At 69.0% G+C, this 25,515-nt stretch carries 19 protein-coding genes and 1 pseudogene; 6 read left to right on the top strand and 14 right to left on the bottom strand.

Translation table 11 applies throughout. From position 1 onward, the window contains the following. Positions 1–83: 83 nt before the first annotated feature. The 3 genes and pseudogenes from LDO13_RS01350 to LDO13_RS01340 all read left to right on the top strand — a co-directional run bounded on the left by LDO13_RS01350 (position 84) and on the right by LDO13_RS01340 (position 4,204). Positions 84–1,043 carry an ABC transporter ATP-binding protein gene (locus LDO13_RS01350; protein WP_224048301.1) on the top strand — a complete coding sequence of 320 codons (960 nt, stop codon included), beginning with the start codon at positions 84–86 and terminating at the stop codon, positions 1,041–1,043. Next, the gene (locus LDO13_RS01345; RefSeq protein WP_224048300.1) at positions 1,036–2,628 is read left to right on the top strand and encodes an ABC transporter permease; all 1,593 of its coding nucleotides are present in this window, start codon (positions 1,036–1,038) and stop codon (positions 2,626–2,628) included. Before LDO13_RS01350 ends, LDO13_RS01345 begins: the two co-directional genes overlap by 8 nt. A 254-nt stretch (positions 2,629–2,882) precedes the next feature. Continuing rightward, a pseudogene (locus LDO13_RS01340) lies at positions 2,883–4,204 on the top strand (DUF222 domain-containing protein). On the opposite strand, the gene LDO13_RS01335 reads toward LDO13_RS01340, so the two are convergent. Then, positions 4,149–5,045, bottom strand: coding sequence for a glycerophosphodiester phosphodiesterase family protein (locus tag LDO13_RS01335; RefSeq protein ID WP_224048299.1), 897 nt, complete (start codon positions 5,043–5,045; stop codon positions 4,149–4,151). The pseudogene LDO13_RS01340 and the gene LDO13_RS01335 overlap by 56 nt on opposite strands. Positions 5,046–5,095: 50 nt before the next feature. Here LDO13_RS01335 and LDO13_RS01330 point away from each other — a divergent pair, with 50 nt between their 5' ends. Then, positions 5,096–6,433, top strand: a complete 1,338-nt coding sequence (locus LDO13_RS01330; RefSeq protein ID WP_224048298.1) for a DUF445 domain-containing protein — start codon at positions 5,096–5,098, stop codon at positions 6,431–6,433. A 16-nt stretch (positions 6,434–6,449) separates the two neighbouring features. On the opposite strand, the gene LDO13_RS01325 is transcribed toward LDO13_RS01330, so the two are convergent. From LDO13_RS01325 to LDO13_RS01290, 8 genes are all read right to left on the bottom strand, one after another. After that, positions 6,450–7,679 (bottom strand): MFS transporter, encoded by a 1,230-nt coding sequence (locus LDO13_RS01325; RefSeq protein WP_224048297.1) that lies wholly within the window; start codon positions 7,677–7,679, stop codon positions 6,450–6,452. After that, a complete protein-coding gene (gene narI / locus LDO13_RS01320) occupies positions 7,679–8,512 on the bottom strand; it encodes a respiratory nitrate reductase subunit gamma (protein ID WP_224048296.1) in 834 nt (277 codons plus the stop codon). Before narI ends, LDO13_RS01325 begins: the two co-directional genes overlap by 1 nt. Before the next feature lie 2 nt (positions 8,513–8,514). Beyond that, the gene (narJ, locus tag LDO13_RS01315) at positions 8,515–9,135 is read right to left on the bottom strand and encodes a nitrate reductase molybdenum cofactor assembly chaperone (RefSeq protein WP_224048295.1); all 621 of its coding nucleotides are present in this window, start codon (positions 9,133–9,135) and stop codon (positions 8,515–8,517) included. After that, positions 9,132–10,841 (bottom strand): nitrate reductase subunit beta, encoded by a 1,710-nt coding sequence (gene narH / locus LDO13_RS01310; protein ID WP_224048294.1) that lies wholly within the window; start codon positions 10,839–10,841, stop codon positions 9,132–9,134. The genes narJ and narH overlap by 4 nt, the downstream gene beginning before the upstream one ends. After that, a complete protein-coding gene (locus tag LDO13_RS01305) occupies positions 10,841–14,551 on the bottom strand; it encodes a nitrate reductase subunit alpha (protein ID WP_224048293.1) in 3,711 nt (1,236 codons plus the stop codon). The genes narH and LDO13_RS01305 overlap by 1 nt, the downstream gene beginning before the upstream one ends. An 86-nt stretch (positions 14,552–14,637) precedes the next feature. Continuing rightward, on the bottom strand, positions 14,638–15,387 hold the full coding sequence (locus LDO13_RS01300; RefSeq protein WP_224048292.1) for a 5-oxoprolinase subunit PxpA: 750 nt from the start codon (positions 15,385–15,387) through the stop codon (positions 14,638–14,640). Next, on the bottom strand, positions 15,378–16,241 hold the full coding sequence (locus tag LDO13_RS01295; protein ID WP_224049855.1) for a hypothetical protein: 864 nt from the start codon (positions 16,239–16,241) through the stop codon (positions 15,378–15,380). Before LDO13_RS01295 ends, LDO13_RS01300 begins: the two co-directional genes overlap by 10 nt. 101 nt (positions 16,242–16,342) lie before the next feature. Continuing rightward, positions 16,343–16,942 carry a hypothetical protein gene (locus LDO13_RS01290; RefSeq protein WP_224048291.1) on the bottom strand — a complete coding sequence of 200 codons (600 nt, stop codon included), beginning with the start codon at positions 16,940–16,942 and terminating at the stop codon, positions 16,343–16,345. Positions 16,943–17,025: 83 nt separating this feature from the next. Here LDO13_RS01290 and LDO13_RS01285 point away from each other — a divergent pair, with 83 nt between their 5' ends. Further along, complete coding sequence (locus LDO13_RS01285) at positions 17,026–18,384, top strand: MFS transporter (protein WP_224048290.1); 1,359 nt, start codon at positions 17,026–17,028, stop codon at positions 18,382–18,384. Between the two features lie 27 nt (positions 18,385–18,411). Here the strand turns inward: LDO13_RS01285 and LDO13_RS01280 are convergent, their stop codons facing one another. The 5 genes from LDO13_RS01280 to LDO13_RS01260 all read right to left on the bottom strand — a co-directional run bounded on the left by LDO13_RS01280 (position 18,412) and on the right by LDO13_RS01260 (position 24,760). Continuing rightward, entirely contained in the window at positions 18,412–20,742 is a 2,331-nt protein-coding gene (locus LDO13_RS01280) for a glycosyl hydrolase family 65 protein (protein ID WP_224048289.1), read from the bottom strand. Between the two features lie 113 nt (positions 20,743–20,855). Continuing rightward, positions 20,856–21,593 carry an HAD-IA family hydrolase gene (locus LDO13_RS01275; protein ID WP_224048288.1) on the bottom strand — a complete coding sequence of 246 codons (738 nt, stop codon included), beginning with the start codon at positions 21,591–21,593 and terminating at the stop codon, positions 20,856–20,858. 122 nt (positions 21,594–21,715) lie between these two features. After that, entirely contained in the window at positions 21,716–22,750 is a 1,035-nt protein-coding gene (locus LDO13_RS01270) for a LacI family DNA-binding transcriptional regulator (RefSeq protein ID WP_224048287.1), read from the bottom strand. 138 nt (positions 22,751–22,888) lie between these two features. Beyond that, positions 22,889–23,530: a dienelactone hydrolase family protein gene (locus LDO13_RS01265; RefSeq protein WP_224048286.1), complete on the bottom strand. Its 642-nt coding sequence runs from the start codon at positions 23,528–23,530 to the stop codon at positions 22,889–22,891. Between the two features lie 9 nt (positions 23,531–23,539). Further along, positions 23,540–24,760: a beta-ketoacyl-[acyl-carrier-protein] synthase family protein gene (locus LDO13_RS01260; protein WP_224048285.1), complete on the bottom strand. Its 1,221-nt coding sequence runs from the start codon at positions 24,758–24,760 to the stop codon at positions 23,540–23,542. Between the two features lie 340 nt (positions 24,761–25,100). Between LDO13_RS01260 and LDO13_RS01255 the strand changes: the two genes are divergently transcribed. Beyond that, entirely contained in the window at positions 25,101–25,364 is a 264-nt protein-coding gene (locus tag LDO13_RS01255; RefSeq protein ID WP_224048284.1) for a DUF6458 family protein, read from the top strand. Positions 25,365–25,515: the final 151 nt, after the last annotated feature.

Raw genomic sequence — 25,515 nt, 5'->3', positions numbered from 1 at the left:
CCCCCCGCGAACCGCGGCCGCCTTCCCCAAAACGGGACTTTCCGCAGGGGCCCGGCGCTCTAATCCGGCGTAGCTTGTTGGGTATGAGCAGTGTCGTGGAAATGACCGGTGTCGTGAAGCGCTTCGGGGCCGTGACGGCCCTGGACGGACTGGATTTCGAAGTGGCCGCCGGCGAGGTGCACGGCTTCCTGGGTCCGAACGGATCCGGCAAGTCCACCACCTTGCGGCTCCTGCTGGGCCTCTTGCGTTCCGACGCCGGTTCGATCCGGGTGCTGGGACTGGACCCCTGGCGCGATGTGGCAACGCTGCACCGCAGGCTGGCCTACGTCCCGGGGGACGTGGCCCTGTGGCCCAACCTGACAGGAGGCGAGGTGATCGACCTGCTGGGGCGGCTGCAGGGTGGCCAGGACCGCGCCCGCCGGGAACGGTTCCTGGACCTGTTTGAGCTGGATCCGAGCAAGAAGGCCCGCACGTACTCCAAAGGAAACCGGCAGAAAGTGGCCCTCGTCGCCGCCCTCGCCACCGACGCCGAACTGTTCCTGCTGGACGAGCCGACCAGCGGGCTGGACCCGCTGATGGAGGACGCGTTCCGCGGCTGTGTCCGCGAACTGCGCGCAGAGGGGCGCACCGTGGTGCTGAGCAGCCATATCCTCAGCGAGGCCGAGGCGCTCTCCGACCGGGTCAGCATTATCCGCGCCGGGAGGGTCGTGGAGACCGGGCCGCTGGAGCAGTTGCGGCATCTGACCCGCACGGCGGTCACGGCCGACGTCGCCGCGGTGCCGCCGGGGCTGGACCTCCTGGCCGGCGTCCACGACGTGGTCGTGACGAACCACCGGGTCAGCGCCCAGGTTGAGCCTGCCGGTCTGGGGCCGTTCCTGCAAGCACTGACCTCGGCGGGCCTGCACGCGCTGACCAGCCAGCCGCCGACACTGGAGGACCTGTTCCTTCGCCACTACGGCTCCGCGAACAGCGTCGACGCCGGTGCGGGCCCCGGCGCGGGGCCCGGCGTCGCCTCAGTCCCCCGGCGGTCCGGCGATGTCTGAGACCTTGGCCGGAACGGGCGTCCTGATCCGGCTCGGACTGCGCCGGGACCGCTGGCTGCTTCCCATCTGGATCATCGGCTTTGCCCTGATCGCCTACTCGACGGCGCTGGCCGGGGCCGAGCTGTACCCTGACATGGCGAGCCGCGTCGAGGCCTCCACGGCCCTGAATGCGACCGCCTCGATGGTGGCCCTGTTTGGACGGATTTACGATCCCACCTCCATCGGCGCTCTGTCTCTGATCAAGTACACCGCGTTCATGACCGCCATCCTGGCCGTCCTCATGGTGATCCTCGCCATCCGGCACACCCGCGGCGACGAGGAGAGCGGACGCCTGGAGCTGCTCGGCGGCGGACGGCTGGGCCGCGACGCCCCGCTGGCGTCCGCACTCACCATCAGCTTCGGTGCCAACGTGGTGCTCGGGTTGCTCTCGGCGGCCGCGCTGGCAGCCGGCGGGTTACCGGCGGCCGGCTCCCTGGCGTTCGGTCTGGGCTGGACAGCGACGGGAATGGCGTTCAGTGCCGTGGCGGGCCTGGCTGCCCAGCTGACCGCCAGCGCCCGGGCCGCCACCGGGCTCAGCATCGGTTTCGTCGCCGTCACCTATGCGCTGCGCGCCGTCGGGGACCTGGCCGAGCCCGGGCCCTCGGTGTTTTCGTGGCTGTCGCCCATCGGCTGGAACCAGCAGATCCGGGCCTTCGCCGGGGACCGCTGGTGGGTGCTCGCGCTCCCCGTGGCGCTGTGCCTTGTGCTTATCCCGGCCGCTTTTGCGCTCCGCGCCAGGCGCGACCTCGGCGCAGGCCTCCGCGCGGAGCGCCCGGGTCCGTCCGCCGGTTCGCTCTCCGGCGTCTGGGACCTGGCGGTGCGGCTGCAGTACCGCGTCCTGCTGGCCTGGGCCGTGGCGTTCCTCCTGTTCGGCGTCGTGATCGGATCCCTGGTCAGCAATGTGGGAGAACTGCTGAATTCACCGAACGCCCAGGACCTGATCAGGCTGCTGGGCGGCCGGGAGGCACTGACGGACGCCTTCCTGGCGGCGGAGATCAGCATCATGGGAGCGCTGGCGGCCGCGTTCGGGGTGTCTGCGGCCAACCACCTGCGCAGCGAGGAGTCAGCGGGCCACACCGAAGCCCTCCTGGGCACGGCCACAACACGCGTCCGTTGGGCGAGCAGCCACTTCGCCTTTGCCCTGGCCGGGGTCGCTGCGCTGCTCCTGCTGGCGGGGGTGTCGATCGGCGCAGGCGCCGCCTTCGCCGTCGACGATCCCGCGCTGGTGGGCCGCAGCACTGTCGCCGCACTGGCCCAGATCCCGGCCGCGTGGGTGGTGACCAGCGCCGCGCTGGCGGTGTTTGGCTGGGCGCCCCGGCTGGCCGGGGCGGTCTGGGGTCTGCTGCTGGCGCTGGTCGCCCTGGGCGAATTCGGGGTGCTCTGGAAAGCCCCCGAATGGCTTATGGACCTCTCCCCGTTCCGGCATTCCCCATTACTCCCGGTGGACTCCGGGGGCGTGCCGGTCCTGGCCGCCCTCATCGTCGCGGCGGCGGCTCTTGCGGCATTGGGCTATGCCGGCTGGAGGCGCCGCGACCTCGCGGCCTAACCAAGTGCACTGCCCGTGGTTGAGGCTCTGGCCCGCACTTAAATCCTCTCCAGACGTCAACCTCTGCCGGGTTCTGCGGCCCCACCGGTTCGATAAAAAATGTCGTTGCCTCGTGATCTGATGTGAGTGTGGACAACACGGCAGCGTGGAGTGCGGAATGCAGGGAGGCCTTGGCGGGCGTCGCCGCTTCTACTGCCGTGCTTGGTGCCATTATTGGGCCCGGCGTGGACCCTGTCCTTCAGCCTGGGGCCGACCTGCTGTCCGGCGCTGATCCGCTGCAATGCTCGGATCCGTTGCGGGATCTGGCGGATGCCTGCCTGGACGGGCTCGCCGAAGTCGCCCGGCTGGAAGCCCGGGCCGCGGCCCTGAAGGTGCGGCTCACCGCGGACTAGGTGAGCGCGGCCGGGGCTCTGACGCCGCCCGCAGCGTCCCCGCAGGAGCGCACCGCCCAGGAGATGGCAAGGCCCGCACGTGGCGGGAGCGCCACCACCCGGTCAGCATCGAAATACGCCACGCCAGGTGCGCGGCGGACCGGCGGGTGGAGTTCGTCCCGGACCGGGACGGCATGGCCTGGCTCAACGCCTACCTCCCGGCCGACACCGCCGCCGGGATCTGGGAGCGGACCACCACCGCGGCCCGCGCCCTCCAGGGCCCGGACGAGGCCCGGACCCTGACCCAGCTCCGCGCCGACATCGCCGCGGCCCTGCTCCTCACCGGCAACGGGACCGCAAGCGCCGGCCCGGGGACTCCGGACGGGATCGCTGGCGGCGGGACCGGGATGGTTGGCCTGGTCGGGGATGTGCCGGTCCCGCGGGCGCAGGTCCTGATCACCGTCCCGGTGATGTCCCTGCTGGGCGCCAGTGACGAACCGGCGATGCTGGACGGGTACGGGCCGATCCCGCCGTCCATGGCCCGCCGCCTGATCGCCGGCGGCGCCGACTCGTTCCACCGGGTCCTGACCGACCCCCGCGACGGCGCACCGCTGGAGATCGGCCGGAGCAGCTACCGCCCGACGAAGGTCCAGCGCCAGTGGCTCCGCCTCCGTGACGGCAAATGCCCGTTCCCCGGCTGCAACAGCTCCTCCCTCGACAACGAAGCCGACCACCTCCTGGCCTGGGCCGACGGCGGCACCACCGGGATCGCCAATCTGGGCCAGCCCTGCCGCAAACACCACCGCCTCAAACACCGCTCCGCCTGGACACCAGCCGGCGCCACCATGAACGACCCGCCGGGATGGATCTCGCCCTCAGGCCGGCACTACCCGAGCGAACACCAGGACTGGGAACCACCCCACTGGCCACCCCGAATTTTCGCAACGAACGGACTCCCGGGCTGGGCACCCCCCTCGGATGCTGACCTGGACGCTGGCCTGCCACTAAACGAGAACCTGCCGTCGAACGGGGTACTGGCCCTGCGCCGGATCCCGGCCCGGATCCCCAACAGGAACTACTCGTGGACCCTATGGCAGCGTGGCTCCAATTCGCGGCTTAGCCTGTTGCCTGGTCCCGGACGCGGCCGGGTTAGAGGCTCCGGGCGCCGGCCGACAGCTGGGCGAGGACCTGCGCGGGCCGGTTAGTAGTGATCTCGTGGATCCCGAGCCCCTGGCAGAGCGCGACGTCGTTTTCCGAATCGACGGTCCACACCCGGAAGCGGCGGCCCGAGCCGAGCCAGCGCCGGATGGTCCGGGAATGCTCACGGACGTAGTCGATGCCCGGTCCGGCGAGCCCGGTTTCGCAGTCGTCCAAAATCCGCTCGGCTTCGGTTTGCGCAGCCCTCATCACGTTCGCCAGTGCACCGCCGGTGATCGCTCCCAGGCCTAGCTCCTCCCGGATTTCCTCGACGTTGACGTCGTCCACGAGCTGGCACACGGCGGAAGCCGGCACCGCCTTCAGCAGGTGCTTCACCGAATCCGGGCTGAAGCTCATGAAGGACACGTTGATGTTCCCCAGCCGGGACGTCGCCGGGTCCCAGCCTGCGGACAAGAGGACCTCCAGGACCCGGTCCTCCAGCTTGAGCTGGAAGGGGCTGGGGTGTTTGAACTCAATCGCCAGGCCGATCTCCCGGGCGGCGTTCCGCAGCAGCGCCAGCAGCTCAGGGAGGGTCAGGAACTGGGTGGACCTGCCGCCGTATTCGTCCGGGATCCTGGCTCCCTTCCAGGAGGAGAAGTCCAGCTGCCGGAGCTCGTGGAGCGTCCGGTCAGCCACGGGGCCCGTACCGTCCGAGGTGCGGTCCAGGGTGGCGTCGTGCAGCAGCACCGCATGCTGGTCGCGGGTGAGGTGGATGTCGCACTCCACGCCGTCGGCGCCGTCGGCGATCGCCTGCAGGTACGCGGCCCGGGTGTGCTCTGCGAAGGCCTCGCTCGCGCCGCGGTGGGCGTAGACCAGCGGACGGGCTGCGGTGGACTCGTCAGTCGTCATGCTGACACGTTAGCGGACAACCCCTGCCAAAGCGGGGCTAGGCTGGGCACATGCAGGTGAACACTGAGCCAAGTACCCGTCCGAAGGGCCCCGCTGGCGCCGGGGAGGCCGCGGCCGGCGCTTCCGCGCGCCGCCAGACGCTGGCCGCCATGGACGCCGAGAAGGCGTCCGCGCTGCGGAAAATGAAGCTGCTGGCGCTCTCGCTGCTGATCCTGATGGCCGTCATCTTTGTGGTCGCCTTCGCCTTGCAGAAGCAGTACCCCTGGCTGGAATACGTGCGCGCGGCGGCCGAAGGCGGCATGGTAGGCGCCCTCGCCGACTGGTTTGCCGTGACAGCCCTGTTCAAGTACCCGATGGGCATCAAGATCCCGCACACCGCCATCATTCCGCAGCGCAAGGACCAGATCGGCGCCTCGCTGGGCGAATTCGTGGAAACCAATTTCCTCTCCGAACAGGTGGTCCACGAAAAGCTGGCCTCCGTTGACATCGCCCGCAAGGCCGGCGCCTGGCTGTCCGGGCCCGGCGGCGCCGAGCGGGTCGCCAAGGAAGGCGCCGCCGTCATCCGCGGCGCCTTCACCGTCCTCAACGACGACGACGTCCAGGCCGTGATCGAGGGCATGGTCCGCAAGCATCTCCTCACCCCGCCGTGGGGTCCTCCGGTGGGCAGAGTCGCTCAGCGGATCTTCGAAGACGGGCACCACCACGCGCTGGTCGACGTGCTCGTGGACCGCACGGTGGACTGGGTGCGGGACAACCAGGAGACGGTCAACCGGCTGGTCACGGACCGTTCCCCGACCTGGGTGCCGTCGTTCGTCGACGGGCTCGTGGGCGACAAAGTCTACGTGGAGATCCTGAAGTTCACCCGCGCCGTGCAGTCCGACCCGCAGCACCAGGTCCGCCTGTCGATCGACAAGTACCTCAAGGACCTCGCGCAGGACCTGCAGCATGATCCGGTGATGATCGCCCGGGCCGAGGGTATCAAGGCCCAGGTCCTGGGCGATCCCGAGATCCGGGAACTCGCCTCCCGCACCTGGGGCACCATCAAGGCCGCCCTGCTCTCCGCCGTCGACGACCCGGACAGCGAACTCACCGTGCGGTTCAAGGCCGCCGTGCATGACTTCGGCACCCGGCTGGTGGTTGACCCCGAACTGGCCGGCAAGGTGAACAAATGGATCGGCGACGCCGCGGGGTACCTCGTCAGGACCTACCGCTCGGACATTGCCGGAGTGATCACCGATACCGTGGCCCGCTGGGACGCCGAGGAAACCTCGCAGAAGATCGAACTCCAGATCGGCAAGGACCTGCAGTTCATCCGGATCAACGGCACCGTGGTGGGAGCCCTCGCCGGGCTCGCGATCTTCACGGTGGCGCATCTGGCCTTCGGCTGACAATCCGGCGCCCCTGCTAGGCGGCCGCGCTGGCCTTCACGGTCCTCGCCCGGCCCGGCACGGCGAAGATCGTGAAGGCCAGCGCGGCCAGCGCCGTGACCACCAGGAGGGTCAGCCCGATCGAGTAGCTGTGAGTGGCGGCGTCGTACGTCGCTCCCATGATTAGCGGCGGGAAATAGCCGCCGAGGCCTCCGGCCGCGCTCACCACGCCGCTGATGCTGCCGACTTTCCCCGCCGGTGCGAGCACCCCCACCCAGGCGAACACCCCGCCTGTCCCGAGGCCCAGCGCCGCCGCCATGGCGACGAACGTCAGGCCGGCGGGGACTTCGCCGTCGGGCTGCAGGTTCACCACCCAGGCCAGGACCGCGACGCCGGTCAGTGAGGTGATCACAATCGGCTTGGGCCCGAACTTGTCGGCGAGCACGCCGCCCAGCGGCCGTGCCAGCACAGCTGCGAGCGCGAAGCCGGCAGTGCGTGCCCCGGCACCGCTCGGATCGAAGCTGTACACGTCCCGGAGGTACGTGGGCAGGTAGGTGGCGAAGGAGACGAAACCGCCGAAGACCACGGCGTAGAGGAAGCACATCTTCCACGTGACCGGGGTCTTCGCGGCGTCGAGCAGTTTGGGCAGAACCGGGAGGTTGTTGCGGGTCCAGCCCGGGGCTTCCTTCATCAGGAACCACACCAGGGCCGCCATGACCGCGAGGATCGCCGCGATCAGCAGGTGCGTGGGCAAGTAGCCGATGCCTGCGACCAGCCGCGGGTTCAGGAACGCCGCCAGCGCCGTGCCGCCCATCCCCGCGCCGAAGACGCCGGTGGCGAAGCCGCGCCGGGATGGCTCGTACCAGGCACTAACAAAAGGGATCCCGACGGCGAAGACCGTTCCCGCGACGCCCAGCAGCAGCCCGGCACCCAGCACCAGGGCAAAGGAACTGAGGAGCCCACCGACCGCCACGAGCAGGATCGGCAGGATGGAGGCCAGCAGCACGAAGGTGAACATCGCCCGGCCGCCGTACTTGTCCGTCAGGGCGCCAACGACGATCCGGCCCAGAGAGCCGACGAACACCGGCATGGCCACCAGCACGCCGGTGGCGGCCGGGGTGAGCTGAAGGTTCACCGTGTAGAAGGCGCCGAGGGTGGCCACGGAGTTCCAGGCCCAGAAGCCGGCCACCGACGCCGACGTGGCGAGCACCAGGTTGCGCGTCCGCCCGGCGGGAGCGGACCGGGTCGGGGTCTCGGATCCGGCCATCAGCGGTTCCTGGTGTCCCGGTCGCGGGTTCCGACGGCGGACCAGCCGCGGCGGGCTGCCGTGCCGGTGGTCCGCGCGGTGGGGGCGCCTGTTGCCGCGCCGGCCCGCTCCGTGTCCCGGGACCGGTACACGATGTAGGGCCGGAAGAGGTAGTGGAACGGGGCGGTGAAGGCGTGGACCAGCCGGGTGAACGGCCAGATCACGAAGAGCGCCATACCCACCAGCGTGTGCAGGTGGAAGGAGAACGGCGCCGCGGCCATGGCCGCAATGTCCGGCTGCAAGATGAACAGCGAGCGGAACCACGGGGCCACGGTTTCGCGGTAGTTGTGCCCGTGCTCGCCCTCGAAGACGCTGGCCAGGGTGGTCCACAGGCCAAACACAATTGCCGCGGTGAGCACCACGTACATGGTTTTGTCGTTGTTGGTGGTGGCCATAAAGACCGGCCCTGTGGTGCGGCGGCGGTAGATCAGCAGGAGGATCCCGCCCAGGGTTCCCACGCCCGCGATCCCGCCGACGAAGAGGGCGTTGAAGTGGTAGAACTCCTGACTCATCCCCGCCGCCTGGGTCCACGCCATCGGAATGACCAGGCCGAAGAAGTGCCCGGCGATCACGGCGAGCAGGCCGAAATGGAACAGCGGCGAGGCGATCCGCAGCAGCCGGGACTCGTACAGCTGCGAGGACCGCGTGGTCCAGCCGAACTGGTCGTATTTGTAGCGCCAGACCAGCCCGCCGACCAGGACCACCACCATGACGTACGGCAGGACGCCCCAGAGAACGATGTCCAGTGCGTAGAGTTCGACGGCGGATCCGGGCTCGGCTTCGGACGGCAGCATGCTCAGGCCCCCTTCACGGGCAGCAGGCGCGGATCGTAGGGGTCCAGGCCCACCGCTTCGGTGGGCGGTCCGTAGCCGGCCATCCGCATGACGGCCTGCTCGTCCGCCGGGGATTTACCGGGCAGGGTGGCGCAGACGGCCTGCAGGATCCGCGCGTGCGGCAGCTCGTCCCGCAGCAGCCCGAAGCGGAGCATCTCCAGGCTCGCCCGGAAGCGTGTCAGCAGCCCGCGGCCGGCAGCGAGGTCCACCAGGGCGGCGTACTCGAGGACCATCGGGAGGTAGTCCGGCAGTTCACCGTGGGTGTCCACCAGGATGTCGCTCTGCCGGTACGTTTTCTTGAAGTTGCCCAGCACCTCGCCGCGGCGCCGGGTGTCCCCGTCCGTCCAGTAGGACAGGTGCAGGGCGTGGCGCTTGCCGAGGTCGAACTCCCGCACGTACTGGGCCTGGATTTCCATGGGTGGCCTGGATTCCAGCGACTCCAGGACCTCCTGGAAGTCCTGCACCGCGCCCGGGAACTCGCCCAGCGCCGCGCGCATGAGCGGCACCCGGCCGATGAGTTCCTCATCCGGGTAGGACAGGCACCAAGCCGCGGCGAGGTAGACGACCTGCACGCGCCGGGTCACGGCTGGTCCCCCGCCGGAGGGGCCGCTGCGGAGCCGGCGGGCTCCGCACCAGGTTGCTTCTCCGGAAAAAGCCCGGAGGGTGCCCCCGTGCCGTCCCAGTTCAGCAAATTAACCCTGCCCCGCAGGGTTGTTTCACCCGGCGCGGAACCGGAGGTCTGCCGGTCGCGGAGGGCGTTGAAGGTTTCCACCGCCACCGGGACCGGCCGGCCGCTGGCCTCGCCGAACGGCGCCGAATCCTGCATGCCCGGCCCGCCCTCGAAGTCCAGCGAGCAGCCCATCTCCTCGAGGTCGTGGGCCTGTTCCACGTGGGCCTTGGGAATGACGTAGCGCTCCTCGTACTTCGCGATCGCCATCAGCCTGTACATCTCGTACATGCTCTGGCTGTCCATCCCCACGGCCTCGGGGATGGAGTCGTCGGGGTCGTTGCCGAGGCTGATGCCGCGCATAAAGGAGCGCATGGCCGCGAGTTTCTTCAGCACCGCGGTGACCCGGTCGGCGTCCCCGGCGGTGAAGAGTTCCGCGAGGTATTCCACCGGTATGCGCAGCGCGTCGATGGCGCCGAACAGGTTGCCGTGATCCTCGCCGTCGTGCCCCTGGTCGCGGAGCAGGTCCACCACCGGGGACAGCGGCGGCACGTACCAGACCATCGGCATGGTCCGGTATTCGGGGTGCAGCGGCAGGGCCACCTTGTAGACCTTGGCCAGGGCGTAGACCGGCGAGCGCCGGGCGGCGTCGATCCAGTCCTCCGGGATGCCCTGGGCCCGGGCGTCGGCCTGGACGGAAGGGTCGTTCGGGTCCAGCAGCACATCCATCTGGGCGTCGTAGAGTTCCTGCGGGTCCGCGACGGCGGCCGCCGCGGTGACGGCGTCGGCGTCGTACAGGAACAGGCCCAGGTACCGCAGCCGTCCGACGCAGGTCTCGGAGCAGACTGTCGGCAGGCCCACCTCCACCCGCGGGTAGCAGAAGGTGCACTTCTCGGCCTTGCCGGTCTTGTGGTTGAAGTAGATCTTTTTGTACGGGCAGCCGGTGACGCACTGGCGCCAGCCGCGGCACTTGTCCTGGTCCACCAGGACGATCCCGTCCTCCACGCGCTTGTAGATGGCGCCGGAGGGACAGGAGGCCATGCAGGAGGGGTTCAGGCAGTGCTCGCAGATCCGCGGGAGGTAGAACATGAAGGTCTGCTCGTAGGCGAACTTGATCTTGTCTTCGGATTCGCGCCGGACCTTCTCCACGATCGGGTCCAGGTGGCCGTTCTCGGCGGAGCCGCCCAGGTCGTCGTCCCAGTTCGCGGACCAGGTGATCTTGGTGTCCGCCCCGGTGATCAGTGACTTGGGCCGGGCCACCGGGAAGTCGTCTCCCAGCGGCGCGTCAACAAGGGTTTTGTAGTCATAGGTCCAGGGCTCGTAGTAGTCCTTGAGCTCTGGCTGGACCGGGCTGGCGAAGATCCCGAGCATCTTCTTCACCCGGCCCCCGGCCTTGAGGACCAGCTTGCCGCGCTTGTTCAGCACCCAGCCGCCCTGCCACTTGTCCTGGTCCTCGTAGCGGCGCGGATACCCCTGCCCGGGGCGGGTCTCGACATTGTTGAACCAGACGTATTCGGTGCCCGCACGGTTGGTCCAGGCCTGCTTGCAGGTCACGGAACAGGTGTGGCAGCCGATGCATTTGTCCAGGTTCATGACCATGCCCATTTGAGCCATGACACGCATCAGTACTGCACCTCCTGGGAACGACGCCTGACGGTGGCCACCATGTCTCGCTGGTTTCCGGTGGGGCCGAGGTAGTTGAACGCGTAGGCCAGCTGTGCGTAACCGCCGATCAGGTGCGAGGGTTTGACCAGCAGCCGGGTGACGGAGTTGTGGATGCCGCCGCGCCGGCCGGTGGCCTCGGACTTGGGCACGTCGATGGTGCGTTCCTGGGCGTGGTGGACGTAGACCACGCCGGCGGGCATCCGGTGGCTGACGATCGCGCGGGCCACGAGGACGCCGTTGATGTTCAGGCATTCCACCCAGTCGTTGTCCCTGACCTGGATGGACTCGGCGTCGGCTGGGCTCATCCAGACGGTCGGCCCGCCGCGGGACAGCGAGAGCATGAGCAGGTTGTCCTGGTATTCGGAGTGGATGGACCACTTGGAGTGCGGGGTCAGGTAGCGGACCACCACCTCCATGGACCCGTCCTGGCCGAGCTTGGGTTCGCCGAAGAGCCGGTGCATGTCCAGCGGCGGCCGGTAGATCGGCAGGGCCTCGCCGATGTCCCGGATCCAGTCGTGGTCAAGAAAGAAGTGCATCCGGCCGGTCAGGGTGTGGAACGGCTTGAGCCGCTCGATGTTGATGGTGAACGGCGCGTAGCGTCGCCCGCCGGTCTCGGAGCCGGACCATTCCGGAGAGGTGATCACCGGAACGGGGGCGGCCTGGGTCTGGGCGAAGGTGATGAATTTTTCCTCGGAGCCCTCAGAGAGATCCGCCAGTTTCCTCCCGGTGCGGATTTCCAGGTCCTTGAAGCCCTGGACGGACAGCGCGCCGTTGGTGGTGCCGGAGAAGGCCAGGATGGCCTCGGCCATTTTCGCGTCGGTGTCGATCGCGGGGCGGCCGTCCGCGGCGCCGCCGAGCATCACGCCGTTGGCACGGCTGAGCCGGTCCAGCGCTCCGGCCAGTTTGTAGGTGACGTTCTTGACGGTGAAGCCCAGTTTGTCGGCCAGCGGCCCGACGGCGGCCAGCTTGTCCGCGATGGCCGTGTAGTCCCGTTCCACCACCGAAAAAATGGGCATGTTCTGCCCGGGCACCGCGGGAATGGACGTGTCCCGCCAGTCCCGCACGATCCCGCCGGGCTGGGCGAGCTGGCCGGGGGTGTCGTGCTGCAGCGGCACGCTGACCAGGTCCCGGCGGACGCCAAGGTGCGTTTTGGCCTGACGGGAGAACTCCTGGGCCAGCAGGTGGAACATGTCGAAGTCGGTTTTGGTTTCCCACGGCGGGTCGATCGCCGGGGTGAAGGCGTGCACAAAGGGGTGCATGTCGGTGGAGGACAGGTCGTGCTTCTCGTACCAGGTGGCGGCCGGGAACACGACGTCGGAGAGCAGGGTGGTGGAGGTCATCCGGAAGTCCGCGGAAACCAGCAGGTCCAGTTTCCCTTCCGGCGCCTGCTCGTGCCATTTCACGTCCTTGGGCTTGAGCCCCTCGGCATGGTCCTTGCCGAGGACGTTGTTGTGGGTGCCCAGCAGGTTCCGCAGGAAGTATTCGTTGCCCTTGGCCGAGGAGCCGAACAGGTTGGAGCGCCACAGCACCAGGGTCCGCGGCCAGTTTTCCGGGGCGTCCACGTCCTCAATCGCGGGGTTCAGGGTGCGGTTCTTCAGCGCGTCCGCGATGTAGCCGGGGGTGTCCTGCGCGGTGCCGGCGGCGACGGCGGCCTCCGCCTCGTCCGCGAGGTCCAGCGGGTTGCGGTCGAACTGCGGGTAGAACGGCATCCAGCCGAGCCTGGCGGACTGCGCCAGCGCGTCCGCGGTGTGCATACCGTCCAGGGCCCCGGTGGAGAGCGGGGACTTCAGCGCGTCCGCGGAGTAGCCGTCCTGCCGCCACTGGTCCGTGTGCATGTACCAATAGCCGGTGCCGATCATGGTCCGGGGCGGGCGGGACCAGTCCAGCGCGTTGGCCAGGGACAGCCAGCCGGTCACCGGCCGGGTCTTTTCCTGGCCCACGTAGTGCGCCCAGCCGCCGCCGTTGCGGCCCATGCAGCCGGTCAGCATCACGAGCGCCAGGACCGCCCGGTAGGTGGTGTCGCCGTGGAACCACTGGCAGATCCCGGCGCCCATAATGATCATGGACCGGCCTTTGGACTGTTCGGCGTTCCGGGCGAATTCGCGGGCCACGCGGATGCAGGCCTGCGCCGGAACGGACGTGATTTCCTCCTGCCAGGCCGGGGTGTAGGGCGTCGCGGCGTCGTCGTAGCCCGCGGCCCAGTCCCCCGGGAGCCCGTCGCGGCCCACGCCGTACTGGGCAAGCATGAGGTCGAACACGGTGGTGACCAGCTGGCCTTCCACCTCCACGACCGGCACGCCGCGCCGGAGCACGCTGCCGGCCCCGCCGGCGTCCTCGAAGCACGGCAGCAGGATCTCGGCGCTTTCGCCGGAGACCTCGCGCAGCGACAGCGCGGGATCGATCCCCTCGAGGTCCAGGTTCCATTTGCCCTCGCCGCTGCCGGAGTAGCGGAAACCCAGGGAGCCGTTGGGGACGGCGGCCCGGCCGGCCTTCTTGTCGAACAGCACGGTGCGGAACGCCGCGTCCTCGGCCAGCGACTCCGCCGGGAGGTCCTGGGCGGTGAGGAACTTGGCCGGGGTGAGCGAGCCGTCGTCGCGCCGTTCCAGCCGGACCAGGAACGGCAGGTCGGTGTACTGGCGGACGTAGTCGGAGAAGAACGGCACGTCGCGTTCGACGAAGAATTCCTTGAGCATGACGTGCCCCATCGCCATGGCCAGCGCGGCGTCGGTTCCGGCCTGGGCGGGGAGCCATTCATCGGCGAACTTGGTGTTGTCCGCGTAGTCGGGGCTGACTGTGACCACCTTGGTGCCGCGGTACCGGACCTCGGCCATCCAGTGCGCGTCGGGGGTGCGGGTGACGGGGACGTTGGAGCCCCACATCATGAGGTAGCGGGCGTCCCACCAGTCGCCGGATTCCGGGACGTCGGTCTGGTCGCCGAAGACCTGCGGGCTGGCCACGGGGAGGTCGGCGTACCAATCGTAGAAGGACGTCATCACCCCGCCGATCAGCTGGATGAAGCGGGTTCCGACGGCGTGCGAGACCATGGACATCGCGGGGATCGGCGAGAACCCGGCGCAGCGGTCCGGCCCGTAGTTCTTGATGGTGTTCACGTGAGCGGCGGCCGCGATTTCGGTCGCTTCCTGCCAGGAGACGCGGACCAGGCCGCCCTTGCCGCGGGCCTGCTGGTAGCGGCGGCGCCGTTCCGGATCCCCGACGACGTCGGCGAAGGCCAGCACCGGGTCGCCCAGTCGGGATTTGGCCTCGCGGTACATCTCGACCAGGACGCCGCGGGCGTAGGGGAACCGGACCCGGGTGGGCGAGTAGGTGTACCAGGAGAAGGCAGCCCCGCGCGGGCAGCCCCGCGGCTCGTATTCCGGGCTGTCCGGGCCCACCGAGGGGTAGTCGGTCTGCTGGGATTCCCAGGTGATGATGCCGTCCTTGACGTACACCTTCCAGGAGCAGGAGCCGGTGCAGTTCACCCCGTGCGTTGACCGGACCACCTTGTCGTGGCTCCAGCGGTCCCGGTAGAAGATGTCGCCTTTGCGGCCGCCCTCCCGGAACACCGCCCTGCCGTCCTCGGTCTGGTCCCATTTCGTGAAGAATCGGCCCAGCTTCAACATTGCATCCGAGGCGGGTCCGTCCAACCCCGCGGCGCCTCCGGCAGTCATGCCCTCAAGCTATGGGCCGGAATCTGGCCCGGATAGGGCCTTACGGCACTGGGCAAGGCCGGACGGCTGGAGCCCACGGGCCGCCTCTAAGCGAAGGACTCCAGCTCGACGCCTGCCTTCTCCAGCGCGGCGCGGACGGCGGCGGCCACGGCCACCGAGCCCGGTGTGTCGCTGTGCAGGCACAGGGAATGCAGCGTCAGTGTGACCACCGTGCCGTCGACCGCCAGGACTTCGCCTTTGAGGGCCAGTCGAACGGCCCGCTCGACGATCTCCTCGGGGTCTTCAATCACGGATTCCTCCTCCGTGCGCGGCACCAGCGTGCCGTCCGGGAGGTAGGCCCGGTCGGCGAAGGCTTCATGGAACACCGGGTTGCCCGCTTCCCGGGCGATCCCGAGCAGGGCGGAACCCTCCAGGCCCAGGATGGGAAGGCCCGGATCGTAGGCCTGGATGGCGGCGACGACCGCGGAGGCCTGCTCGGCGTCGCGCACGGTCCGGTCGTAGAGCGCGCCGTGCAGCTTGACGTAGTCCACCGAGGCGCCGACGGCGTGCGCCACCCCGTCCAGGGCGCCCAGCTGGTACAGCACGGCGCCGAAGAGGTCATCGAAGGTGATGTCCATGGCCCGAAGGCCGAAGCCGGCTAGGTCCGGATAGCCGAGGTGGGCGCCCACGCGGACGTCGAGCTCGTAGGCTTCACGGCAGGTGTCCAGCATGGTCACGGGGTCCCCGGCGTGCAGCCCGCAGGCCACGCTGGCGCTCGTGACCAGCGGGAGCATCGCTGAGTCGTCGCCCATGGTCCAGGTCCCGAAGGACTCCCCCAGATCAGCGTTCAGATCCAAAACGTGCCGCCTTCCTGGGCCGGGTTGGTCTTTGTGTCCTTCAGGGCCGTGCCCTTAACGTCGTAGTCCTGCACCGTTGCCGGGCCGCCGGCCTGCGGCGGGCCGCCCAGTTCCCCCGGGATGACCAGCGGCAGCGGGCCGAACGCCTCTTTGGCGTTCGCGACGACGGCGCGGCCCATCACCCGGTTGCCCACGCCGCCCACGACGGCGCCGATGCCGAACGGCAGCGCCCGGCCCAGCCAGGCAGTGCCCTGTTGTTTCAGCAGGGTCCGGAGGAACATGGTCTGGATGCGTTCCCGCACCGTGCCGAAGCCGGCCAGCGGAACCCGGCGGGCGAACAGGGAACCCCAGGCCTGGGTGGGGCCCTTGCCCTGTCCCGCAGCCTGGCCGCTCAGCGAGCTCAAAAGCGCGGTGCCCTCCTCGCCCAGCATGATCGCCATGACCAGGGTGCTGGCCTTCTCGGGGTCCACCAGCCGCACACCGTGGAGTTCGGCGAGGGAGGTGGAGAAGAGCGCGGTGGCTTCGAGGAAGCCGACGGTCGCGGCGGCAGAGAGGCCCAGCGCGGCGGCGGTCCCGACGCCGGGAATGACGGCTGCCCCGCCCACGAGTGCGCCGCCGCCGGTGACGGCCAGGAGGTAGTCCCGTTCCAGCGTCGCTGCGAGCTGTGCCGCGGTGGCGTGCGGATGCCTGCGCTGGAGCCGGCGGAGGTTCGCCAGCACGAGCGGGCGCTGGACTTCGACGGCCCGCAGGAGGACGTTGTGGATGCCCGGCTTGGGCTTGCCGTCAGCGTCGAACATCGCGTTGTGTGCCGACTTCTGGGCAATCTTTACTGCCGGGTTGCTTCGCTTGGCCATCATCGCCTCTCGTGAACCGTAAGTGTGCTGAGTTTCGTCCGGTGTTAACACTAGGCCACCGGCCCGTCCGGCCGCGCCTCAGCCGCCGTGGGACAAGCCGGCTACAGCGCCCACGATTCAGCGACCGCCACGAACGCCGACGACGCCGGGCCGAGCGGCCCCGCGTACATGGTCGCGGCGCCGGGCCATTCGACCCCGAATTCCGTGAGCCGTCCGGTGCTGCACGGCAGGTACACGTTGCTGAGCGCGGCGCTGGAGTCGCCGAGCTGGAAGTTCGGGGCGGCGAACTGCCGGCGGTCCAGGACCCCGTGGATCTCCAGCGCGGCTTTCCGTCCGGTCGCGCGGAGGCCCTGCCCGGCGTCGAGCTCGACGTCGAACTCGTCGCGGGTGTGGCTGATGCCGCCAAGCGGGAACCGGGCGGCCTCCGGGAAATGGCAGGTCAGTTCGGTGGCCAGCGAGGCGGCAAATGACTCATCGGCGCCGTAGCTCCGCCACCCCTGAGGGGTTGCAACGAGCAGGGCATGGCCGGCGCCCCAGCGCGACCAGTCGGCCATCCAGAACGACGCGAAGCAGCTCGCCGCTTCGCCCGGCAGTATCCGTCCGCCGGAGTTCACCGGGTGCAGGGCGAGCCCCGCATTGGTGCCAATGAATGCCAGGTTTCGCCGCGAAGTCGCTATGGCCGATGCGGCCGATGTGTTCATGACAGGAGCCTATCCGGGGGCGGCCGTCCCGGGGAAAGCGCCCCGCCGGTCCGGGACGGGGTGCCCGCGTTTAGACTGAATCCATGCGTTCACTGAGGGCCTTCCGTCCGTTTGTGCACCGGGAATACCGTGTGCTGATTGCGGCCCTGGCCATCTCCATTTTCGGCTCCGGAATGTGGGCCGTGGCCATGGTCTACGAGGTGATCCATCTGGGCGGGGGCCCGCTGGAGCTCTCCCTCGTGGCGGCAGCGGGCAGTGTGGGCCTCGTCGCGTTCCTGCTGGCGGGCGGCATCGCTGCGGACCGGTTCGCGCAACGGCTGCTGATCATCGCGGTGGAGGGCGTCAACCTTGCCGTCATCGCCAGCATCAGCGGACTGGCCATGCTGGGCTGGCTGCAGCTCTGGCATCTGGCGCTCGGCGCTTTTGTCCTGGGCGTCGGGGCCGCGTTCTTCTTCCCGGCCTACTCCGCCATCCTGCCCAGGATCCTGCCGCCGGAGGACCTGCTCGCCGCCAACGGCATGGAAGGGACCATGCGGCCCATCCTGCAGCAGGCCGCCGGACCCGCCGTCGCGGGCATCCTGGTCGCCTCCCTGTCCCCCGCGCACGCCGTGACGGGGGTGGCGGCCTGCCACCTGCTGGCGTTCTGCATCCTCAACCTCCTCGGGCGCCAGCCCCTCCCGCAGGCGGACGGGGCGCAGGCCACTGAGGGCGGCGCCGGTCCGGTCCCGCGCGCCAAGACATCCGTGCTCCACGACCTCCGCGAGGGCGTCAGCTACACGGCCCGCACGCCTTGGCTGCTGTGGACCCTGCTGTGGGCCTGCATCTCGGTGCTGTTCCTGATCGGCCCCATCGAGGTGCTCCTGCCGTTCGTGGTCCGCGACCAGCTGGGCGGCGACTCGCGCATGTTCGGCTTCCTGCTCGCGGTCATGGGCGTCGGCGGCGCCGCAGCCTCGCTGGCCACGGCCTCGTTCCCGCTTCCGCGCCGCTACCTCACCGTGATGATGGTGAGCTGGGGCGCCGGCACCCTGCCGCTCGCCGCCGTCGGCATCATGGACAGCTTCTGGGCGCTGGCGGCCGCCCTGTTCATCTTCGGGGCCACCGGGGGCATGGGCATGGTCATTTGGGGCACGCTCCTGCAGCGCCGCGTGCCGCCGCACCTGCTGGGCCGGGTTTCCAGCCTGGACTTCTTCGTGTCGCTGGCGCTCATGCCGGTCTCCATGGCCCTCGCCGGCCCGGCCGCCGAGGTGCTGCCCGTCGGGCTGATCTTCCTGGTCGCAGGTACCGTGTGCCCGGTCATGGCCGTCGTCGCCATGATCGCTGCGCGGATGCGGGCCGACGAAGAAGCCCACCCCCTGGAGGACGGCCGTGAGAGCACCGAAAGCACAAGCGCAAGCAACGCGGGGTCACTTAGCGCCCATGTCGGTGGGGACGATGGGCCGTAGGTGACCCCGCGTTGCTTTGGGTGTGGGTCAGACCGCCGCGCGCACGATCGGGATTGACGACGTCGGGAGTCCGCTCGGGAAGATGGTGGGCTCGGGCGCCGCGACCGGGGCCAGCTGCACCCGGGCCGGGTCGCCGTCGACCGTGAGCAGTTCCCCGCGCACATCGATCTCCAGCGGCGCGCCCTGACGCACGGCCAGGGTGATGGCGCCCTGTTCCAGCTCGATCTGCAGGAGCCGGCCCTGGATCTTCAGGTGGAAGGACAGCCCGTCCCATTCGGCGGGCAGCCGCGGGTCGAAGTACGGCACCGCGCCCTGGTCCCGCAGGCCGGCGAAGCCGCTGACCAGCGAGCTCCAGACCCCGCCGGTGGAGGCGATGTGGACGCCGTCGATCGTGTTGCCGTGCGTGTCGTCCAGGTCGATGAACAAGGCGTGGGTGAAGTGGTCCAGCGCGGCCCCGCCGTAGCCGACCTCGGCCGCCATGATGCCCTGCACGCAGGCGGACAGCGTGGAATCCCCGGTGGTGATGGGGTCGTAGAAGTCGAAGGCGCGGCGCTTCTCCTCCGCGGTGAAGTCCTGCCACTGCAGGAACATGGCCAGCACGCTGTCCGCCTGCTTGAGGACCTGGTGCCGGTAGATCACCAGCGGGTGGAAGTGCAGCAGCAGCGGGTACTTGGACCGCGGCGTGCTCCAGTCCCACGGCTCCAGGGTCATGAAGTCGTTGTCCTGCGAGTGCACCTGGAGGTCCTCGTCATAAGGCAGCTGCATCCGGTTGGCGGCCTGCTCCCAGAACTCGCGTTCGGCGTCGTCGATCTCCGGGTGGTCCAGCGCGGCCGCGGCACGCAGGTTAAACCGGGCCATGACGTTGGTGTACAGGTTGTCGTTGACGACGGCGGTGTACTCATCCGGACCGGTGACGCCGTGGATGTGGAAGAGCCCGTCCTTGCCGAAGAAGCCCAGTGAGGCCCACATCCGGGCGGTCTCGATCAGCAGTTCGGAGCCGAGGGTTTCCCGGAACGCCTGGTCGCCGCTGGCCCAGATGTAGCGGTTGGTTGCGAAGGCGATCGCCGCGGCGATGTGGAACTGGGCCGTGCCGGCGGCATAGTAGGCGCTGGCCTCGAGCCCGTTGATGGTGCGCCAGGGGAAAAGTGCGCCGTCCACGCTCAGCTCCTTGGCGCGGATCTTGGCGTCGGGCAGCATCTCGTGGCGGAACTCGAGGACCTGGCGGGCGCTGCCCGGGCTCGTGTACGTCAGGTAGGGCATGAGGTACACCTCCTGGTCCCAGAAGTAGTGCCCGTCGTAGCCCGAGCCGGACACGCCCTTGGCCGGGATGCCGGCGACGTTGGCACAGGCAGTGGCCTGGGCGAGCTGGAAGAGGTTCCAGCGGACGGCCTGCTGGAGTTCGGTCTGCCCGGCGAGGACGATGTCGCTCGTGGCCCAGTAGTCGCGGTAGTGCGCGGCGCTTTCGGCGAAGACGTCCGCGAGCGGCCTGAGGCCGGCTTCGGCGTCGTCGGCCAGGTCCGCGGAGGACTGCCCGACGGCGTAGCTGACGCTCTTCTCCAGCACGAACGGCTCGTCGGCGCCGACGGCCAGGACGTAGCGGACGCTGCTGTCGTCCTCGTGCACCTGGGTGTCGAAGGGCTGCACGCCGGCGTTCGTCCAGTGGTCAACGGCCAGGCCGATGCGCTGCTTGGATTCGGCGGTCTCCCAGGACAGGCGCAGCGAGCCGTCGCCGCCGTCGAGCCGCACCGGCAGCAGCACACGCCCGGCGTGGCGGCCGGCACGGCGCGGGTCATGGGCCGAGTGGTCCTCGACCGGCTGGTCCTGGCGGTTGATCACCGAGGAGGTCACGTCTGCCGAGACGTCCCGGTCCGCGGCAAGTTCCAGCGAGATGCCGAGCGCACCGCGGGACTGGTACCCGACGGCGCGGCGTTCAGTGGTGGTCACGGTGGCACCGGAGCGGCACTGCCAGGTGATCCGGCATTCGTAGACGCCAGTGGCGAAGTCGACGCTCCGGCGGTAGTCCAGCACGGTGGATTCGTCCAGGCTCAGGGTTTCGCCGTCGATGATCACCGTGAAGTTGTTCGCGTCCGGGATGTAGAGGATCCGCTGGCCGGTGCGGGCGAATCCGTAGGCGTTCTCCGCGTGCTTGATGTCCCAGGTTTCGTGGAAGCCGTTGATGAAGCTGCCCGGCAGCTCGGCGTCGGCGGCTGCCCAGTGGGCACCGCGGATGCCGAGGTGGCCGTTGCCCAGGCTGAAGAGCGTCTCCAGCGTCCCGGCGTTGCCGGGGAGGTGGACGGTCTCAACGAGCTGCCAGGGGTCGTTGGGGAACCGTGCGCGGTCCGAGGTAATAAGTGCCATGGTTGCGGATTTCCTTAAGGCGGTCAAAGAAGATGGTGCGCGGTGAAGGTGCTGTGCGGGAAGGTGCTGCGGCGAAGGGTGCTGTGCGGGCCCTGCCGGGCGGAACGGCAGTGCTAGAGAAGCTCGTCGAGGTCGTTGACCACGAGGGTGGCTCCCGCGGCCAGCAGGGTCTCCCGGCCGGCGCCACGGTCCACGCCGATCACCGAGTGGAACCTACCCGCCTTCCCGGCCTGGACCCCGGAGACGGCGTCCTCGACGACGACGCAGTCCTCGCTGGGCAGGCTGAGCAGCCGGGCGGCGTACTCGTAGGTTGCCGGGCTGGGCTTGCCGGGCAGCCCTTCGGCGACGGCGACGACGCCGTCGACCACCACCGGGAAGTAGTCCGAGAGCCCGGCGGCCTTAAGGACGGCCGGGGCATTCCGGGAGGAGGAGACGACGGCGACCTTGAGCCCGCGGGCCAGCGCGGCGTCGATGAACCGCACGGAGCCTTCGTAGGGCTTGACGCCGCCAGCCTCGACGATGTCGTTGAAAACCTTGTTCTTGCGGTTGCCCAGGCCGTGGACGGTGTCGTGCGCCGGGTCGTCATCCAGCGGGCCCTCCGGCAGCACGATGTTGCGGGAGGCCAGGAAGTCGCGGACGCCGTCGAAGCGCGGCTTGCCGTCGATGTGGTCGAAGTAGTCGCTTTCGCGGTAGCCGGGCGCCTCGGGGACGGTCGCGAGGAAACCGTCGAAGAGTTCCTGCCATGCACGCTCGTGCACGATCGCGGTGGGCGTCAGGACGCCGTCGAGGTCAAAGAGGATGGCGGAGGCAGTGGTCCAGCTCGACGGTGTGCTGTTGGAAGCTTCAGTCATGGTCGATTGTCCTTTCAGGCGGCGGTATCTAAGCCGGTGTCTAAATCGGGGGCGCCGGTGGGCGGGTTGTGGAGACTCGCAGTCCCTGCCGTGCAGGGCGCGCCCGCCCGTGCGGGTGCTGGTCAACGACGGCGGCGGGTGCTCTTGCGCTCTATCAGTTTGGTTTCCAGCATGTGGCTGGACGGGGGGTTGGGAAGCCCCGAGCGGTGGAGTCTGTCAATCAGCAGGTTGGCCGCGAATGCGCCCTGATCGGCTACGGGCTGGGAGATAGTGCTCAACCCCAGGAACCAGCTCATCTGATGATCGTCTATACCTATGATGGACATGTTTTTGGGCGCAGACAAACCGTGATCCCTCAGGGCCATGAGGGCGCCGAAGGCTGTTTCGTCGCAGCCGGCGAGGATTGCGGAGGGCATCCGGCGGTTTTCGATCAGCTCGATCATGGCCAGCCGGCCGCCTTCAATGCTGGACCCGGCTTCCAGCACCAGGTCCGGATCGACCGTCACATGGTGCGCTTCCAACGCCTGCTCGAAGCCGCGCAGCCGCTCGTTCGCGGTGATCAGGGAGGGCTCGCCGGTCTCCCGGCCGGAGAGCATGGCCACGTCCCAGTGGCCCAGGTCCAGCAGGTGTTCGGTCGCGGCGCGGGCCGCGCCGGCGTTGTCGATCCCGACGTTGTCCCAGGGCACGTCATGCATGCCCACGCTTGCCACGGCCAGCCCGGAGGCTTCGACGGCGGCCAGTTCGGCTTCGCTGAGGGCGATATTGAGGAGCAGGATGCCGTCGACGCGCTGGGACAGTCCGGCGAGGTCGCTGAAGAGTTTGTTGTGCACACTGGGACGGTTCCGGAGGCTGATCAGAACGGTGTCGTAGCCGGCGCCGGCGAACACTTCCTCCGCCGCTTCCACGGCCTGTGCGAAGAACCATGCGGTGGCGGTGGGGGCGATGATGGCGACGGAACCGGTGGTTCCGCCGGCCAGCCGGGAAGCGGCCGTGGAGGCTTTGTACCCGAGTTTGGCAGCAGCGTCGCTGACTTTTGCCTGGGCGCTGGCGGAGACGTTCGGAAGGTTCCGGAGGGCCCGGGAGACGGTGCAGATGGAGAGTCCGGAGAGTGCGGCGACGTCCTGGATGGTGGCGCGAGGCGCCTTGGCCTGCAGCACGGGCTCAGCCCTTTCTTCCCCCTGAAGTAGTGGGCCGTAAACATGGCCAACGTTGAGTGTAAACGCTTACAAAATTGGTGCGCAAGTGGATAAACGTAGAAAAGGCCTTTTGGCCCTGCCGCGCCGGCACAGCGCGGGCTAGGCCGGAGCAGTTCCGCTGTCCTGCCGCAGCACGTAGTGGCGGAGGAACGCGCTGGCGTCCACCAGTTCGGCCGCAGAGATGGAGTGGCCCATTCCGGGGTAGGTCCGCGCCGTGAGTTGCGTGTGTTCGTGGAGCCACTCTTCGGTGTGTTCCGTGGCGGCGTCGTTGATCACCACGTCGTCGCGGTCCCGGCCCCAGAAGAAGGGCGGGCGGGACTCGAACGATTCGCTCATCGCCAGGAGTTCGTTTTCCAGGACGAACCCGGACAGCCCGACGACGGCCCGGAACTGTTCCGGCCGCAGCCGCAGCAGGGTGCTGGCCATGGCCATTCCCTGCGAGTAGCCGAACAGGCTGACGCTGCTGTGTTGGGCTTTGACGGATTCGATCCAGCCGAAGACGGCATTGGTGGAGGAGATGACGTCGGCGAAGTCATGGGTCAGGAAGTAGTCCAGCAGGAACCAGCCGTAGCCGTCCCCGATCACCTTGGGCCCGCGCAGCGCGGCGCAGGTGAAAGCGGGCGGCAGGGACCCGAAGAGCCGCGTCATCCGGGATTCGTCCCGGCCGTAGCCGTGCATCATCACCAGCAGCGGCGTGCCGGCGCGTTCGTGTTCCGGCTTGGACCAGACGACTGTCTCCATCGGGACAGCCTAGCTTTCGGTGATCACCAGCGCGGTACTGTGCCCGCCGAATCCGAAGGCGTTGGCGATGCCCGCCCCCGCCGTTTGGCCCGTGGCTGTTCCCCGGATGAGGTTAAGGTCAATCCCGCCGTCGGGCTCGTCAAGGTTGCGGGTGCCGGGGAACGCCCCGGTTTTCAGGGCCTGGATCATCACGATGGCGCCGAGCGCCCCGGCACCGCCGAGGAGGTGCCCGGTGAGGGACTTTGTGGAGGTGACGGGAACCTGGTTTCCGAGCACGGCCGTGATGGCTTCCGCCTCCAGGCGGTCGCCCACGGGAGTGGACGTTGCGTGGGCATGGACCAGGCCGATGTCCTGCGGCCCCAGGCCCGCGGCCGCGATCGCCCTCTCCATGACCCGGCGCTGCATGGCGGGATCAGCGGCGACGATGTCGACGGCGTCGGACGTCACCGCGGTTCCGGCCACGACGCCGAGGATGTCGGCCCCGCGGGCGCGGGCGTGGTCTTCGCGTTCCAGGACCAGGATCGCCGCACCTTCGGCCAGAACGAAGCCGTCCCGGTCCTTGTCGAAGGGCCGCGATGCGGACTGCGGATCCCCGTTGCGGGTGGAGAGGGCGCGGATTTGCGCGAACCCGCTGACGATCAGGCCGTTGATGCAGGAATCCACGCCGCCCGCGATCACCACGTCCGCCGCCCCCGCACGGATCATGTCGGCCGCCTGGGAGATGGCCTCGGCCCCGGAGGCGCAGGCGCTCACCGGGGTCCGTGCGCCGCCTTTGGCGCCGACGTCGATGGAGACCCAGGCCGCGGGGGCGTTGGTCATGATGCGGGTGAGGGTGTGCGGGGACACCCTGCGGGGGCCGTTCGCATCAAGCGTCCGGGTCTGTTCCAGGGTGGTGTCGAGTCCGCCGTAACCGGAACCTATCACCACGGCCAGGCGCTCCGGGTCAGCCTCCGGCCGGCCTGCCTGTGCCCACGCTTCCCGGGCTGCAATCAGCGCCAGGTGTCCGCACCGGTCCATCCTCTTGAACTCGGGGGTGGTGAGCCGGGAAGCGACGTCAACATCCGCCCTCCCGGCCATGCGGACGGGGAGGCCCTGGGCCCAGTCCTCCTCCAGCGCCGTGATTCCGGAGCGCCCGGCGAGCAGCGAGGCCCAGGTCTCGGGCACGGTCGCGCCGACAGGGGTAACCGCGCCCAGTCCGGTGACAACGACTCGGGGGGAAACTTCAGGCATGGGTACCGGTATCTCTGTGAGGCAATTCGGGTGACCCGCGGGATGGCGGGTCCGGGCGGGCGTGCGGACCGTGTCGGGCGGTGCCGGCGTGCGGCGCGCATGGCGGCCACACCCGCACCCTTTAAGAGTACGTGCGGAGATCCGCTGCGGAAACGGACACCCGCACGCCGGATCCGCGCCGCAGCCGTCCGAAACCGCCGCGGAAAACCCTTTGACGTGCGAAAACTGGCCGGAGTGGCGCCGCCCAGATCGTTGAAACTACACGGACCGGGCTGTAGCCTGACGCTGGACAGCATGCTTAGTAATACCAATCCGTCCCACCGGACACAAGGAGCAAGTCATGAGAATCGGTTCCTCCATTTTCCTTATTGCCCTCGGCGCCATCCTGGCCTGGGCCATCGCCCCCGGACTGATCCCGAACGTGGACCAGACCATGGTCGGCTACATCCTGATGGTGGTGGGCGTGATCGGCCTGGTCGCCTCCCTGATCCTGGCTTCCCCGGGCCGCAGCCGCACCCGCCGGGTCAGCGAAACCCGCTCCGTCGTGGACCCTAACACCGGCGAGACCATCACCCGGAACGAGAGCCGCGACGCCGGCATCTAGCCCGATGGCGCACCCTGCAACACGCGCCGCCCGAACGACCCGCACGCCGGGCCGGACTTCACGTCTGGCCCGGCGTGCGGCATTTCCGCACTCCCCCCGCCCCACCCCGGGGACATGCCCAGCCCGGGTGGCCACGGATGGACATGGCACC

The sequence above is a fragment of the Arthrobacter sp. NicSoilB4 genome (genome assembly GCF_019977335.1).
In the GTDB taxonomy this organism is placed as follows: Bacteria; Actinomycetota; Actinomycetes; order Actinomycetales; family Micrococcaceae; genus Arthrobacter.
The sequence above is the reverse complement of the archived record's forward strand: the minus strand, read 5'-3'. Positions and strand labels throughout refer to the sequence as shown.

What these genes read in the sequence shown, in the direction of transcription:
- LDO13_RS01290 (WP_224048291.1), bottom strand. Translation starts at nt 16,942, where the DNA reads ATGAACACATCGGCCGCATCGGCCATAGCGACTTCGCGGCGAAACCTG.
- narH (WP_224048294.1), bottom strand. Translation starts at nt 10,841, where the DNA reads ATGCGTGTCATGGCTCAAATGGGCATGGTCATGAACCTGGACAAATGC.
- LDO13_RS01280 (WP_224048289.1), bottom strand. Translation starts at nt 20,742, where the DNA reads ATGGCACTTATTACCTCGGACCGCGCACGGTTCCCCAACGACCCCTGG.
- narI (WP_224048296.1), bottom strand. Translation starts at nt 8,512, where the DNA reads ATGCTGCCGTCCGAAGCCGAGCCCGGATCCGCCGTCGAACTCTACGCA.
- LDO13_RS01325 (WP_224048297.1), bottom strand. Translation starts at nt 7,679, where the DNA reads ATGGCCGGATCCGAGACCCCGACCCGGTCCGCTCCCGCCGGGCGGACG.
- LDO13_RS01275 (WP_224048288.1), bottom strand. Translation starts at nt 21,593, where the DNA reads ATGACTGAAGCTTCCAACAGCACACCGTCGAGCTGGACCACTGCCTCC.
- LDO13_RS01255 (WP_224048284.1), top strand. Translation starts at nt 25,101, where the DNA reads ATGAGAATCGGTTCCTCCATTTTCCTTATTGCCCTCGGCGCCATCCTG.
- LDO13_RS01265 (WP_224048286.1), bottom strand. Translation starts at nt 23,530, where the DNA reads ATGGAGACAGTCGTCTGGTCCAAGCCGGAACACGAACGCGCCGGCACG.
- LDO13_RS01350 (WP_224048301.1), top strand. Translation starts at nt 84, where the DNA reads ATGAGCAGTGTCGTGGAAATGACCGGTGTCGTGAAGCGCTTCGGGGCC.
- LDO13_RS01335 (WP_224048299.1), bottom strand. Translation starts at nt 5,045, where the DNA reads ATGACGACTGACGAGTCCACCGCAGCCCGTCCGCTGGTCTACGCCCAC.
- LDO13_RS01260 (WP_224048285.1), bottom strand. Translation starts at nt 24,760, where the DNA reads ATGCCTGAAGTTTCCCCCCGAGTCGTTGTCACCGGACTGGGCGCGGTT.
- LDO13_RS01330 (WP_224048298.1), top strand. Translation starts at nt 5,096, where the DNA reads ATGCAGGTGAACACTGAGCCAAGTACCCGTCCGAAGGGCCCCGCTGGC.
- LDO13_RS01295 (WP_224049855.1), bottom strand. Translation starts at nt 16,241, where the DNA reads ATGGCCAAGCGAAGCAACCCGGCAGTAAAGATTGCCCAGAAGTCGGCA.
- LDO13_RS01305 (WP_224048293.1), bottom strand. Translation starts at nt 14,551, where the DNA reads ATGACTGCCGGAGGCGCCGCGGGGTTGGACGGACCCGCCTCGGATGCA.
- LDO13_RS01345 (WP_224048300.1), top strand. Translation starts at nt 1,036, where the DNA reads ATGTCTGAGACCTTGGCCGGAACGGGCGTCCTGATCCGGCTCGGACTG.
- LDO13_RS01285 (WP_224048290.1), top strand. Translation starts at nt 17,026, where the DNA reads ATGCGTTCACTGAGGGCCTTCCGTCCGTTTGTGCACCGGGAATACCGT.